Raw genomic sequence first — 14,235 nt, 5'->3', positions numbered from 1 at the left:
AAAAACGTTCTTAGCCCGCCAATGGTTAAAGGTCAACCTAATCAGGTAGTCAGCGATGTGCTGTTTACCGCATTTATATTGCGATAATCATTATGGGCGATAGCATTCTTTCACAAGCAGAGATTGATGCACTGTTAAACGGCGACAGCGGAGGTGATGAACCCGAAGCTGTCATCGGTAATGAGACAGACGTCAAGCCTTATGATCCGACGACCCAGCGGCGAGTGGTGCGTGAGCGCCTCCATGCGCTGGAGATAATCAATGAGCGGTTTGCCCGTCAGTTCCGTATGGGGCTATTTAACCTGTTACGCCGCAGCCCAGACATCACGGTTGGCCCGATAAAAATTCAGCCATACCATGATTTTGCCCGTAACTTGCCGGTGCCAACTAACCTCAACTTGATACATTTGAAACCATTGCGCGGAACAGCACTGTTTGTTTTCGCTCCGAGTTTGGTATTTATTGCAGTTGATAATCTGTTTGGTGGCGATGGCCGTTTTCCGACCAAAGTGGAAGGCCGCGAGTTTACGCATACAGAACAACGCGTTATTAACCGGATGTTGCGCTTAGCGTTGGATGCTTATCGCGACGCCTGGGCTCCTATCTATAAAATAGATGTGGAATATGTCCGTTCTGAAATACAGGTGAAGTTTACCAATATCACCACCTCCCCTAACGATATCGTGGTCACGACCCCTTTCCAGGTGGAAATCGGTGCGTTGAGTGGTGAGTTTAATATCTGTATTCCATTCGCCATGATTGAGCCGTTACGCGAACTGCTGACCAATCCACCACTGGAAAATTCCCGTCAGGAAGACAGTCACTGGCGTGAAACACTGGTTAAGCAAGTTCAGCATTCCGAGCTGGAACTGGTGGCTAATTTTGTCGATATCCCGCTGAGATTGTCGCAGATACTCAAGCTACAACCGGGGGATGTGTTACCGATAGATAAACCGGACCGACTGATTGCTCATGTCGACGGCGTACCTGTGCTGACCAGTCAGTACGGGACATTAAACGGGCAATACGCCCTACGTGTTGAACATTTGATTAACCCTATTTTGAATGCTCTGAATGAGGAACAGCCCAATGAGTGACCCTAAGCTTCCGTCTGATGATGGAAAGGAATCCGTGGACGATCTGTGGGCTGATGCGTTTAATGAGCAGTTGGCATCGGACAAGCCAGCGGCCACTACTGATGGTGTATTTAAATCACTGGAAGCGCCTGATGCACTGGGTAATCTACAAGATATCGATTTGATTCTTGATATCCCGGTGAAGCTGACCGTTGAATTGGGTCGCACCAAAATGACTATCAAAGAGCTGCTGCGCCTGTCTCAAGGTTCAGTTGTTTCTCTGGATGGCCTGGCGGGTGAACCTTTAGATATTCTGATCAATGGTTATCTGATTGCGCAGGGTGAAGTGGTGGTGGTGGCGGATAAATACGGCGTTCGCATTACTGACATTATTACCCCGTCAGAACGTATGCGTCGTCTGAGTCGCTAATGACCGCAGCGCAAACAGTGGCGACAACCACCACTGACTCAACATCTTCTGATTCTGCACCGGCTGCCGATATGCCGGTGTTAGGAAATACTCCGGTGACAACACCGCAAACCCCTGTTACCGGATTTGCGGCCAGTCACCCGGGTATTGCCTCGCAACAAGCTGCCCCAGCGATGCCCGCAGGCTCGGTATTGACGCAAGTTGGCTCGGTGCTGGGCGGTATTTTACTGCTGATTTTATGTGCCGCCTGGTTGGTGCGCCGCTTAGGTTTTGCGCCACAGGCCCGCAACAATAAGCTGTTAAATGTACGAGCCAGTTGTCAGGTTGGTCAGCGCGAACGCGTTGTTATTGTCGAGGTGGACAATACCTGGCTGGTATTGGGTGTCACCGCCCAAAGCGTGACACAGCTTCATACTCTGCCACGCCCACCGGTTGACGAAACCGACACCGCGCTGTCGGCTGATAGTGGAAAACCGGCTGATTTTCGCCAGATACTGAACACCTATCTATTAAACAAGAAGTCAAAACCTCCGGAAAAATCGGCATGATGTCCCTGCGTCCGCTCATCAATAAAGCCCCCCTACTGCTACTCGCTCTGCTGTGCTCTCCGGCGGCAATGGCGCAACTACCGGGTATTATCAGCCAGCCGCTGGCCAATGGTGGGCAAAGTTGGTCTTTACCGGTACAGACGCTGGTCTTTATCACCACCCTGAGCTTCCTTCCTGCCGCATTACTGATGATGACCAGCTTTACCCGCATCATTATTGTGCTTGGTTTGTTGCGCAACGCATTGGGTACTCCCTCAGCACCACCGAACCAAGTGATGCTGGGTTTGGCGCTGTTCCTGACTTTCTTCATCATGTCGCCGGTGTTTGACAAGGTCTATCAAGATGCTTATCTGCCCTTCAGCCAGGACAAAATAAGTATGGAAGTGGCGATGGATAAAGGCTCACAACCGCTGCGCGAGTTTATGTTACGCCAGACCCGCGAATCTGACCTGGCACTGTATGCCCGTTTAGCTAATCTGCCGCCACTGGAAGGTCCTGAAGTCGTACCTTTGCGCATTCTGTTACCGGCGTATGTGACCAGCGAGCTGAAAACCGCTTTCCAAATTGGTTTTACCGTATTTATTCCGTTTTTGATTATCGACCTGGTGGTTGCCAGTGTGCTGATGGCTCTGGGGATGATGATGGTTCCGCCCGCCAGTATCTCGTTGCCCTTTAAACTCATGCTGTTTGTGTTGGTTGATGGTTGGCAGTTGCTACTCGGCTCGTTAGCGCAGAGTTTTTATAGCTAAGGTAAATACGTCATGACACCTGAATCGGTAATGGCCCTCGGCGTTGAGGCAATGAAGATAGCCCTTGCATTGGCCGCGCCATTATTACTGGCGGCATTGGTCAGTGGCTTGATTGTCAGCCTGTTGCAAGCCGCGACACAGATTAACGAAATGACACTGTCATTTATCCCCAAAATACTGGCGGTGTTCGCCACTTTAGTTATTGCTGGCCCGTGGATGCTCAGCCTGATCCTCGACTATATGCGTAATTTGTTCACCAGCCTGCCAACGTTGATTGGCTAAGCATGCTTTCTCTTGATACCACTCAACTTAGCGTCTGGGTCAGCCAATACTTTTGGCCACTGATCCGCATATTGGCGCTGATCTCCACCGCGCCGGTATTAAGCGAGAAGCAGATAAATCGTAAAGTGAAAGTCGGTCTGGCGGTATTAATTACCTTTCTGATTGCTCCATCCCTGCCACCGGTAAATATCCCTTTAGTCTCCAGCGGGGCTTTATGGGTCGCTGGCCAGCAGGTATTGATTGGCGTCGCTATCGGCTTGACTATGCAGTTTGCTTTTGCGGCTATCCGATTGGCCGGTGAAGTGATTGGTTTACAAATGGGCTTATCTTTCGCCACCTTCTTTGACCCCTCCGGCGGGCCGAATATGCCAGTGCTTGCCCGGTTGCTAAACTTGCTAGCGATGCTGTTATTTCTCTCGTTCGATGGGCATTTATGGCTGATTTCTTTATTAGCTGACAGTTTCCATACCTTACCTATCCAGTTCGAACCGCTTAATGGTAATGGTTTCCTGGCGTTAACCCAGGCCGGTTCGTTGATCTTTATGAATGGACTGATGCTGGCATTACCGCTTATTACTCTGTTACTGACCCTAAACATGGCGTTAGGGATGCTTAACCGCATGACACCACAACTTTCTGTTTTCGTTATTGGTTTCCCTCTCACATTGACGGTCGGTATTATCTCGCTGGGATTAATCATGCCGTTATTGGCACCTTTTACTGAGCATCTGTTTGGCGAGTTTTTTGACCGCCTGGCGGGGGTACTAAGTGGCCTGGCAAGTTAGAATTTAAGATTGCAGTGAGTGATTCGGGTAAGTGAGTACAGCCAACACCGCTGCAACTTGAAAGATGACGGATAGAAAAGAAGGTATGTCACCCCAAACCTTAGTGGGAAAGGTGACATACCAAAAAGTGTACCCGGTTTAAGTACACCTAAGAGGGAACCTGCGGGGCTGGCCCACAGGTAGAAGACAGATTATTTATTCAGTTGGAACAGAGACAAACCCTGCATATTGGTGAATGTGGTGTAAGACGCCTGCAATGCAGCCTGCTGCATGACATAAGACGAGATAGCCGAGTTCCAGTCCACATCTTGTAAATCACTCAAACGCTGTTTGTTGATCAAGGTACGATCAGAACCCAGGCTGTCAAGACTGTCTAATTCCTGTAATTGCGTACCAATCTCAGCCTGTACTGACAGCACGTTATTCAGTGAGTTAGCCATGCCACGGATACCTTTATCCATCTCATCAGAAGCCTGTTGCTTCACAGCATCCGTTGCGCCTTGCAGTGGAGTCTTCAATGATTTTAGAACCGTGTCGATGGTATTAAAGATATTGCTTTCGGCGGCCACCGGATCACCATTCACATCATTTGGCTCTGGTGTCGCATTGCTGGTTAATGCCATAAATACGCTGGAACCGGTATGCCCCACCGTCATGGTACGGTTCGAGTCTACCCGTTGTTGAATCGCGACGTCCCCCCCTACGTAAGTCACTTCACCTGTATTGCTCACCGCAAAAGGCGCTTTCTCGCTTTGAAAGCCACCAAACATATAGCGGCCATTACCGTCAGTTGAGTTGGCCTGATTTAGCAACTGGTCTTTTAGACCCTGCAATTGTGTTGCCATTGACGCCCGGTCATCATCACTCAAAGAGTCTTTAGCAGCACCAATGATCAGACTTTGAATTGACTGAATGGTGGAGGTCGCCTGTGATAATACAGTTGTTTCCAGCGAGGAACTTTGACGCGCAAAGCTTCGCGCTAAGGTGTACTGACTATTTTCCGACTGGGACTGTGACACCATAACCGCCTGAGATGCCGCCATCGGATCATCAGAAGGATTGACCACCCGTTTGCCCGTCGAGAGTTGTTGGCCCGACTGCATCCACAGGGATTGGGCATTAGTGACGCCCTGCATATTTTGCTGATACAGCATGCTGGTACTTAAGCGCACGATGTCAGTTCCTTTTTAGCAACAGCTTAGTCAGTTTTCCCGCATTGAGCGCAATACTGACTAAACCTAAAATGAGATAAGTAGCGGCATCAACGCCCTGCCGCTGACCAAACTTAACCGCGCAAGTCCAGCAGCGCATTAAATAAAGTTGAAGCAGTCTGAATCACCTGCGCATTCGCCAGATAATATTGCTGGAAACGTTGTAAATCGCCGTACTCTTCATCCAGATTTACCCCGGAAATTGACTGCTGTTCTGCTGTTAACTGGGTAACGATGTTGGCCTGTGCCGTGCTGTTGGTTTTCGCCGTAGCTGTCTGGTTGCCCACATTACTGACTAACCCGGCATAAGCACCTGAAAGTGTTGCTTTACCATCAACCAGCTTCTTGGTTTGTAGGTCTAACAGTGCTTGTGCGTTGACGTTGTCACTCGCACCACCATTAGCTGTACCCCCCGCGGCAATCATGCTGGAGTCTTTAATATCGACCTGTAAGTTAGCGGCAACATTGGACACAGTTTTGATAGTAAATTTATCTTTGGCTTGCGGTCCGGTTGCGCCGTTATCAATACTGACCGCCACACCGTCAAAGTTTAGCGTCGGCTTACCGTTGGCATCCGTACCCGCCGTGGTAGGCACTTTGGTGTTATCCGACAAGCGTGTGACCTGCCAGTTAGCCCCATCAAATTCCACGCTATAATCACTGGCTTTCACTTTAGAGGTATCGGTGTAAGCCACGCTTAAACCGGCATCACCTTGATTTTTGGCATTTTTTAGCGCTGTAGGTTGGGCAAAGCTAAAGAAGTCAGTGCCCGCATCGCCATTAGCATCAAAGCCAGCTTTATGTTGGGTGTTAAAGCTATCAGCCATCACCAACGCCAATTGCCCTAATTGGTTACGGGCGCTATCCAGCGCTTCACTGCGGAATTTCAAGGTTCCACCCAGTGACCCGGTAGTCAGACGACTTTCGTCGATCTCCATGGTGTCGCCAGAGCCGCGGTTATAGCCCAATGTCAGACGAGTCGCATCGGCGCTGGAGGGAATAGCTTCCACTTTATAGGCATTCGGCCCCTGAACCAGAGACAAACCACCGGCAAATGACACATTGTAAGTATCGCCATCTTGCTGGGTTACCGTCACTGCAACAATTTTGTTTAACTCGGTTACCAGTTGGTCACGTTGGTCGAGCAAGGCATTTGGCTCGCTACCACTGCTACCACGTAGGCGGGTAATCTGGTCATTTAGCTTGGCGATTTGCTCGGCATAGTTATTAATTTGCGTCGCACTATCGCTTATCTTTTGATTAACGCCGGTATCCATATCACGCAGATATTTATCGGCATTTTGGAATTGGTTAACCAACCCTTCAGCTTTACCTAATACTGTTTTACGCGCAGCGTCATCGCCCGCATTACTCACCAGATTTTGCAAGTTACTAAAGAAGTCCTGCATGGTGGTTGAGATGTTATTTGAAGTATTGGACAGTAAATTATCAATTTGCGAAATTTGTTGATAATAGGTTGTCAGCCCGCTGCTTTGCGTTTGCGAGGCACGCAATTGGTTGGTAATAAAGGCGTTATACTCACGGTTAACACCGGTCACGGACACACCGTTACCAATAAAACCCGCTGGGCTTAATGTCCCACCATTTTGTGCAAAAATGGTGTTCTGACGGTTATAACCGGCTACCTGGAAATTGGTGATGTTATTACTGACGGTGCTCAGGGCATATTGTGCTGCGCTCAGACCACTCATCGCAGTATTCATTAAACTATTGGACATGAAGAGATCCTTTTACCGCAGGCGATTCACATCGCACACCTGCATTTATTAATATGGGGATACTGCCTGAGGAAACCTAAGCCCCCGCACAGCCTATTCAGAGTATCGGCCCGAGTTTGGAAAACTTGAGTGAAAATATGGGTGTTATTGCCAGTAAAACCAATGAATAAAGTCGCGTACGTTACAGTGAGGACAGGCAGATCATAAAGACGCCGTACTTCTTTTGTTAAAACAAGCCTCCCTGGGGGCTCGAGCCGCGCCCTCCCTGGCGCGGACGCTTTACTCTTCTGCCTATCCTCCCTCACCAATAGATATTGGAGATTTTGGAGTCCAAACACTGCCCAACCCCAAAATGCCATGTAAAATAGCCTATTAGAACAGCTGGCTCAGATCGCTATTGTAGGCTTTTACCGCCTGTTCGCCGGCATTCTTCATTTGCTGAATGACACTCACCAATTTTTGGGCATATTGCGGATCAGTCGCATAACCGGCACGTTGCAAAGCATGCGCGCCTTGTTCAGGGCTTTGGGCAGCAGCGACATTGGCGTAGCGCGGATTTTGCGTCAGCAATTTGACATAATCACTGACAGCCTCGACGTAGGAGCCATAAACCCGGAAGCGGGCTTTGGTTTTCTTGGCCACACCTTGCTCATATTCCGTAGTGGTGATTTCACTGACCGGACCATCCCAGTTGCTGCCTGCTTTGATACCAAAGACGTTGTAGCTGCTTTTGCCATCAGCTGTTGGGATCTCTCGCTGACCCCAACCAGACTCCAACGCGGCCTGCGCCATAATAAGCTGATGCGGAATACCACTCTGTTGGCTGGCAATTTGTGCCGGAATCGACATACGTGCGACGAAGTTACCGGTGCTTTGTGGCAGTGACGCTGAATTGTTGGCCGGTGGTGTCGGTATTGCCCGACGCACCATTTGCTCCAATGCCTGCGCAGGCAGGGTTTGCAAGACTTCGTTATCCAACATCATTGGCACTGTACCGGCAGTTTCACTCGGTGAAGTGGTACCCGAAAGCTGCTCCACCATCATATCCGCCAGCCCTAACCCTTTGACCGACATTTGCTGAGCAATCTGTTGGTCATACATTGAGGTATAGAGACGGGTTTGATCACTGTTCATAACGCCATCTTGCGGCAAAGCAGAACGCATGCTTTTCAGCATCATCTGCACAAACATCCCCTCCACCTGCTGCGCAACCTTCTTTAGGTTGCCATCGGGATCTCTTGCCGCATCGCGTTTTAAGCTGTTCAGTGATTGGGTATCATAAGCCGCCCCGAACATTTCATTGGCGCTGCCGGACCTTGCCATCAAATCACTCATTAGATAATTTCCAATTTAGCCCGTAAGCAGCCAGCACTTTGCATCGCCTGCAAGATAGACATTAAATCAATCGGGGTTGCGCCCAGTGAGTTCAAAGCCCGAACCACATTATTCAGATTTGGGCTGGCATTAACGCGCTGCAATACGCCACCTTGTTGCTGAACGGAAATCTGAGTATTCGGTGTCACCACCGTCTGACCACCACCGAAAGGTGTATCAGGTTGACTGACGGTATTTTGTTTATCCACCACTACCGACAGATTCCCTTGCGCTACAGCGCAGGAGTCCAGCACCACATTGCGGTTCATCACCACCGAGCCAGTACGGGAGTTGATAATGACCTTGGCATCGCCTGCATCAATATTCACCGGGATATTCTGGATATCCGCCAGGAAACGCACTTGCGAACTGTTGCCGCGCGGCACCAAAACCTGAATAGTCCGGGCGTCGATGGCGGTGGCAGAACCAAAGCCACGTTGGCGGTTAATGGCATCACTGACCTGCTGTGCTGTGGTGAAATCTTCAGTATTCAATTGCAGATTTATCACCCCATCGGTGCCAAAGGTGGTTGGCAGTTCGCGTTCAATAGTCGCACCATTGCTGATGCGCCCACCCGTCAATTGGTTGACCTGAACACTGCTACCACCAGAAGATGCACCCGCCCCGCCCACTAATACGTTACCCTGAGCCAGGGCATAAACCTGATTATCGACCCCTTTTAGCGGGGTCATCAGCAGCGTACCACCACGAATACTTTTGGCATTCCCCATTGAAGACACCACCACATCAATGGTTTGCCCGGCACGGGAAAACGCCGGTAACTTAGCGGTAACCATCACTGCGGCTACGTTTTTAAGCTGCATATTGGTGCCCGGTGGCACGGTAATCCCCAATTGGGACAACATGTTACTCAGACTTTGCGTGGTAAACGGTGTTTGCATGGTTTGGTCACCGGAACCATCTAAACCGACCACCAGGCCATAACCAATTAATGCGTTATCGCGCACGCCCTGAACGGTCACCAAATCGCGGATACGCTCGGCTGACGCCGGTGATGACACCAGCGTGAACAGCACAACAAGCTGCAGTATAAATTGAGTGATAAGTGACTGTTTACGCATCAATGGGCCTCTTAATATGGCGAAACGTTAAGGAAGAACCGCTGCAACCAGCCCATGGTTTGCGCTTCATTGATATAACCATTACCCACATACTCGATACGTGCATCTGCCACCTGAGTTGAGGTCACGGTATTGCTGCCGCTGATGGTGCGCGGGTTGACTACCCCAGAGAAGCGAATGAATTCGGTGCCCTGATTAATGGCTATCTGTTTCTCACCCACCACATGCAAGTTGCCGTTAGCCAGCACTTGATCAACGGTCACCGTGATAGTGCCACTGAAGGTGTTGTTCGCATTGGCGCCACCTTTGCCACCAAAGGTGTTATCACCAGAAATATCCATATCCGCGCGTGCATTACCCAGTAACCCTTCGAGATAGCGAGGAGCAGTAGCAACACCAAATTTGCTGGAACCATTACGGCTCGCATTGGCTGAAGAGCTTTTGCTGGCACTGACATTTTCCTGCAAAGTAATCGTCAGCGTATCACCGACATTCCGTGGGCGACGGTCTTCGAACAGTGGCTGATAACCATAGTTCATCGGCTGGGCAGCCTGGAAAATAGAGCCATTCGGCAGCGGCGCACTGGCAGGAGCAGGCTGGGCAGACGTCGAACCATCTACCAGTGATTTGTGCGGAATATACGCGCAGCCATTGAGTAGCAGCGTCGCCATCAAAGGCGCCCCCACCCATCTCAACTCAGCTAATTTACGCAGCGGCTTTCTATCCATCTCTGATTATCTGTCCTGTAACCTGTTAGAGGCTGGCAAGGTCAGCCCCAAAGACTCATTATTCTGCGGCAATCAGGGGACATCATTGCCCCCCGAGAGCGGATTTACAGCTGTGTCAGTTTTTGCAACATCTGATCTGAAGTTGAAACCGCTTTACTGTTTATTTCATAGGCGCGCTGCGTCTGGATCATGTTGACTAACTCTTCCGCCACATTGACGTTAGACGTCTCAACATACCCCTGATACAACAAGCCGCCGCCGTTCAGACCCGGCGTAGTTTCATTCGGTGCACCGGAACTGGCGGTTTCCTGATACAGGTTCTCACCAACACTTTCCAGACCACTGTTGTTGATGAAGGTCGTCAATGTCAGTTGCCCAACTTGCTGGATAGCTGTTTGCCCCGGCAAAGTCACGCTGACGATACCGTCGCGCCCAACCGTCATGCTTAACGCATTCGCTGGAATGGTAATAGCCGGTTGCACCTGAAAACCACCCGATGTCACCAACTGACCATTTTGGTCAACCTGAAAAGACCCATCGCGGGTATAGGCATTGGTGCCATCAGGCATTTGCACCTGGAAGAACCCCTCACCTTTGATGGCGATATCTTTGCTGTTATCGGTTTTGGACAAGTTACCCTGACTGTGCAAACGCTCAGTGGCAACCGGACGAACACCGGTACCAATCTGCAAACCCGATGGCAAGGTGGTCTGCTCGGAAGATTGTGCTCCCGGTTGACGCATGGTTTGGTATAACAAATCTTCAAAAACCGCCCGTTGGCGTTTAAAGCCATTGGTGCTGACGTTCGCCAGGTTGTTGGCGATAACATCCATATTGGTCTGCTGGGCATCCAGGCCGGTTTTGGCAATCCAGAGTGATCGGATCATCAGTTTATTCCTCTGCGCCTAGGCGCTTAGCTCATTGCTAACAGTTGATTAGCGCGCTGTTCGTTTTCGTCCACACTGTGGATGACTTTCATCTGCATTTCGAAACTACGGGCATTGGCAATCATGTCGGTCATGGCTTCAACCGCTTTCACGTTACTGCCTTCCAGCACGCCCGGCATAATCTTGATAAGTGGATCATTCGCCAACTGAGCACCCCGCGCCTGCTGCGTCTCAGGTGTCAGATGGAACAAGCCGTCATCACCGTGCATCACTTCACCCGCTGTTGCTCTAACCCGTTTAATCTGCCCAAGCTGCGCGATGGTATTCGGTGAGTCACCGGCGTTCAGCGCCGAAATAGTACCATCGGCAGCAATGGTGACAGCCGCTTGCGGAGGCACTTCAATCGGGCCGTTATCACCCATTAACGGGTAACCCTGTACCGTCATTTGCCCATCAGCTGAGATTTGAATATTCCCGTTGCGGGTATAAGCCTCAGTGCCATCGGGCAGTCGAACCGCCAAATAGCCATCTTGCTGCAAGGCCACATCCAACGGGCGACCGCTGTAGTTCATCGTCCCCTGGCTGATATCTACGCCGGGGGTCGATGCTGTGACCATAGTGCGAGTGGCCATACTTGGCCCATCAATAGGCACAGCCCGCATCGCCGCCAACTGCGAGCGAAAACCCGGCGTCGAGGCATTGGCCAGGTTATTAGCGGTAACCGCTTGCAGTTCGAGTGACTGCCGTGCAGCCCCCATTGCGGTATATATTGCGTGATCCATGAGCGAGTCCCGTCAGTTCGATTAACGCAGGTTAACCAGAGTTTGTAAGATCTGATCCTGGGTTTTGATGGTTTGCGCGTTAGACTGGTAGTTACGCTGCGCCACAATCATATTGACCAGTTCTTTACTCAAATCCACGTTAGAGGATTCCAGTGCGCCGCTGGTCAATGTACCGAAACCGCCACTGCCCGCCGTTCCAAGGATTGGGTTACCGGATGAAAGTGTTTCTTTCCATACGTTATCGCCTTCGGAGGACAAACCTTCAGGGTTGGCAAAGTTGACCATCACGATTTGACCGAGCAATTGAGTCTGCGAATTGGAATAGGTACCGACTATCGAGCCATCGTTATTAATCTGGAAGCCCGTAAATTCACCGGCGGCGTAGCCAGTTTGAGTTTGGGTGACAATGCTATCTGTACCGGTATTTTGTTGCTTACTGCCCGCCACACTCAGCGTGAAAGTCTGTGCCGGAGCGCCGTTAACCACGCCCATTGGGATAGTCAATGTGAAGTCAGTGGTACTGGCTGCATTAGTGCCATTGGTGACACTTTGCAGTGCGCCGTTGGTATCAAACGTCATGGAGCCGCGTTTATCCGCTGTTGCAGCTGGTTTAGCACTGCTATCGAGGGTGTAGACATCCCAGGTGTTACCCGCCGTGGTACTTTCTGAGCGTTTAACGTAGAACACGTTGATTTCATGGCGGTTACCCAAGCTATCGAAGGTGGTCATGTTATTGACGAAGCTGTAGGTGTCAGGCTTGGTGGGATCAAAAGTAGTAGCAACAGGAATAACATCATGGGTTGAGGTCAGGTTAGCGACCATAGTGCCCGAGGTCGTCGCCTTGGCTGGGATCATATTCTGCGGCACAGACAGCGCTATCGGGTTCGCCCCTTGCTGTACGGTCGGCGGGGTACCGGTTGCCGGGTAGCCGGTTAAGCTCAGGCCCTGCATATTGACGATATTGCGGTTCTCATCCAGTTTAAACTGGCCGTTACGGGCATATAACACACCGCCACTGCTGTCTTGCATACGGAAGAAACCACTTTGACTAATAGCCAGATCCAGACGGCGGTTAGTGGTGGTAGTGGTACCATCGTTAAAGTCCTGAGTGATGCCTGCGACTTTAACGCCCATCCCGGTCTGAGAGCCGGCAAACATATCGGCAAAAGAAACTGAGCCGGCTTTAAAACCTGACGTCGCCGAGTTGGCGATGTTGTTACCGATCACATCCAGGTTACTGGATGCTGCGTTCAAACCGCTGACTGCTTGAGAAAAGCCCATTTTCTTCTCCGTTAGATTCGGGGTCCGTGAAAGACCTTAAGCATTGATGACATATCAAACGCTACTTTTAAAAATGATGGTGAATCAGTTCGAATGATTGCTTCACCCTAATGTTTTTTGCTACTTCTTCGGCCAACCAGATGATTTATAAGATCTGACGGACCTTATCCATCGTGATAGTGCCTGCCAGGCCGAGATCCAATTTAGGGCCGTCGCCACCACGGGTGACGCCGTTGACAATGGCATAACTCAATGGTGTGGCAACCACTTGTGCGCCCCCATTAGTCGCACTGATAGTGACGGTATAAGCGCCATCCGGTGCATTGCCGCCAGCTTCCAGCGAACCATCCCAGGTAAAGGCATGCACACCCGCCGTCAGGCCGCCAATCTCAATGGTTCGGACAGCCACGCCATTGCTGTCGGTGATAGTGGCCGTCACTTTGTCTGCGGCACGCTCCAGCTCAACACCAAACGGTGTTGTTGTCACAACGCCATCTTTGCTGCCAGCCAACACGTTGGTTCCCGGAACCATCACACCGCGACCAATCAGGCTGCTCGCCTGCAAGGATTGGCTGTTATCAATCTGACCGGAGATAGAACCCAGCGTAGTATTCAACTTTTCAATGCCGCTCACGGTGTTGATTTGCGCTAATTGCGTAGTCAACTCGTTGTTTTGCATTGGGTTGGTCGGGTCCTGATTCTTTAACTGTGCCACCAACAATGTCAGGAAACTGTTTTGCAGATCTTGGCTGCTACTGCCGGTGGTCGAACTGGTACCGGTAGTGCTGTTAATACCGTAATCACTATCGGTCAGGGAATTCGTAATGGCCATTTATGCAGGCTCCTGTTATTGACCCAGTGTCAGCGTCTTGAGCATCAACGATTTGGTCGTATTCAATACTTCAACGTTGGCTTGATAACTGCGCGAAGCTGAAATGGTGTTCACCATCTCGCCGGTCACATCAACGTTTGGCATCCGAACATACCCCTTGGCATCAGCCAGCGGATTGCCGGGTTGAAAGACCAAGCGATCCGGTGCCGGATCATCGATTATCTGTGCCACACGTACACCGCCCGTTTCTTGCCCCGGCTGAGCCGCCACCTGAAACACCACTTGCTTGGCGCGATAAGGTTGACCGTCTGGGCCGGTTACACTGTCGGCGTTCGCCATGTTACTGGCGCTAACGTTCAACCGCTGCGATTGGGCTGATAATGCAGAACCGGCAATATCAAAAATATTCAGTAAAGACATACGTCTTATCCTTGTTGTAACACTGACAT

The 14,235-nt window shown here is 50.6% G+C and carries 16 protein-coding genes and 1 pseudogene; 7 read left to right on the top strand and 10 right to left on the bottom strand.

Going from position 1 to position 14,235, the window contains the following annotated elements; genetic code table 11:
* The 7 genes and pseudogenes from fliL to fliR all read left to right on the top strand — a co-directional run.
* Positions 1–87, top strand: a pseudogene (fliL, locus tag ACNSO8_RS09435) (flagellar basal body-associated protein FliL); the annotation flags it as partial.
* 5 nt (positions 88–92) lie between these two features.
* The gene (gene fliM, locus ACNSO8_RS09430; RefSeq protein WP_005160396.1) at positions 93–1,097 is read left to right on the top strand and encodes a flagellar motor switch protein FliM; all 1,005 of its coding nucleotides are present in this window, start codon (positions 93–95) and stop codon (positions 1,095–1,097) included.
* A complete protein-coding gene (fliN, locus tag ACNSO8_RS09425) occupies positions 1,090–1,506 on the top strand; it encodes a flagellar motor switch protein FliN (protein ID WP_005160399.1) in 417 nt (138 codons plus the stop codon). The genes fliM and fliN overlap by 8 nt, the downstream gene beginning before the upstream one ends.
* Positions 1,506–2,054 carry a flagellar biosynthetic protein FliO gene (fliO, locus tag ACNSO8_RS09420; protein WP_172653647.1) on the top strand — a complete coding sequence of 183 codons (549 nt, stop codon included), beginning with the start codon at positions 1,506–1,508 and terminating at the stop codon, positions 2,052–2,054. Before fliN ends, fliO begins: the two co-directional genes overlap by 1 nt.
* On the top strand, positions 2,051–2,803 hold the full coding sequence (fliP, locus tag ACNSO8_RS09415) for a flagellar type III secretion system pore protein FliP (protein WP_005160406.1): 753 nt from the start codon (positions 2,051–2,053) through the stop codon (positions 2,801–2,803). Before fliO ends, fliP begins: the two co-directional genes overlap by 4 nt.
* A gap of 12 nt (positions 2,804–2,815) precedes the next feature.
* Positions 2,816–3,085 carry a flagellar biosynthesis protein FliQ gene (fliQ, locus tag ACNSO8_RS09410; protein ID WP_005160414.1) on the top strand — a complete coding sequence of 90 codons (270 nt, stop codon included), beginning with the start codon at positions 2,816–2,818 and terminating at the stop codon, positions 3,083–3,085.
* Between the two features lie 2 nt (positions 3,086–3,087).
* Positions 3,088–3,870, top strand: coding sequence for a flagellar biosynthetic protein FliR (fliR, locus tag ACNSO8_RS09405; protein ID WP_005168816.1), 783 nt, complete (start codon positions 3,088–3,090; stop codon positions 3,868–3,870).
* A gap of 191 nt (positions 3,871–4,061) precedes the next feature.
* Here fliR and flgL read toward each other — a convergent pair whose 3' ends face one another.
* The 10 genes from flgL to flgC all read right to left on the bottom strand — a co-directional run bounded on the left by flgL (position 4,062) and on the right by flgC (position 14,206).
* Entirely contained in the window at positions 4,062–5,042 is a 981-nt protein-coding gene (gene flgL, locus ACNSO8_RS09400; protein WP_019080843.1) for a flagellar hook-associated protein FlgL, read from the bottom strand.
* A gap of 113 nt (positions 5,043–5,155) precedes the next feature.
* Positions 5,156–6,820: a flagellar hook-associated protein FlgK gene (gene flgK, locus ACNSO8_RS09395; RefSeq protein WP_050160637.1), complete on the bottom strand. Its 1,665-nt coding sequence runs from the start codon at positions 6,818–6,820 to the stop codon at positions 5,156–5,158.
* A gap of 372 nt (positions 6,821–7,192) precedes the next feature.
* Positions 7,193–8,155 (bottom strand): flagellar assembly peptidoglycan hydrolase FlgJ, encoded by a 963-nt coding sequence (gene flgJ, locus ACNSO8_RS09390; protein ID WP_019080846.1) that lies wholly within the window; start codon positions 8,153–8,155, stop codon positions 7,193–7,195.
* Positions 8,155–9,276, bottom strand: coding sequence for a flagellar basal body P-ring protein FlgI (locus ACNSO8_RS09385; RefSeq protein WP_019082868.1), 1,122 nt, complete (start codon positions 9,274–9,276; stop codon positions 8,155–8,157). The genes flgJ and ACNSO8_RS09385 overlap by 1 nt, the downstream gene beginning before the upstream one ends.
* An 11-nt stretch (positions 9,277–9,287) precedes the next feature.
* Positions 9,288–10,004, bottom strand: coding sequence for a flagellar basal body L-ring protein FlgH (gene flgH / locus ACNSO8_RS09380; RefSeq protein ID WP_005160434.1), 717 nt, complete (start codon positions 10,002–10,004; stop codon positions 9,288–9,290).
* A 104-nt stretch (positions 10,005–10,108) separates the two neighbouring features.
* Positions 10,109–10,891 carry a flagellar basal-body rod protein FlgG gene (gene flgG, locus ACNSO8_RS09375; RefSeq protein WP_019080848.1) on the bottom strand — a complete coding sequence of 261 codons (783 nt, stop codon included), beginning with the start codon at positions 10,889–10,891 and terminating at the stop codon, positions 10,109–10,111.
* Between the two features lie 26 nt (positions 10,892–10,917).
* Positions 10,918–11,673: a flagellar basal body rod protein FlgF gene (locus tag ACNSO8_RS09370; RefSeq protein WP_019080849.1), complete on the bottom strand. Its 756-nt coding sequence runs from the start codon at positions 11,671–11,673 to the stop codon at positions 10,918–10,920.
* 21 nt (positions 11,674–11,694) lie between these two features.
* Positions 11,695–12,954: a flagellar hook protein FlgE gene (flgE, locus tag ACNSO8_RS09365; RefSeq protein ID WP_019080850.1), complete on the bottom strand. Its 1,260-nt coding sequence runs from the start codon at positions 12,952–12,954 to the stop codon at positions 11,695–11,697.
* A gap of 145 nt (positions 12,955–13,099) precedes the next feature.
* The gene (gene flgD / locus ACNSO8_RS09360) at positions 13,100–13,786 is read right to left on the bottom strand and encodes a flagellar hook assembly protein FlgD (protein WP_005160457.1); all 687 of its coding nucleotides are present in this window, start codon (positions 13,784–13,786) and stop codon (positions 13,100–13,102) included.
* 15 nt (positions 13,787–13,801) lie between these two features.
* Positions 13,802–14,206 (bottom strand): flagellar basal body rod protein FlgC, encoded by a 405-nt coding sequence (flgC, locus tag ACNSO8_RS09355; RefSeq protein ID WP_005168794.1) that lies wholly within the window; start codon positions 14,204–14,206, stop codon positions 13,802–13,804.
* Between the last annotated feature and the right edge of the window lie 29 nt (positions 14,207–14,235).

Source organism: Yersinia sp. LJYL362, from assembly GCF_048323875.1.
The sequence above is the reverse complement of the archived record's forward strand: the minus strand, read 5'-3'. Positions and strand labels throughout refer to the sequence as shown.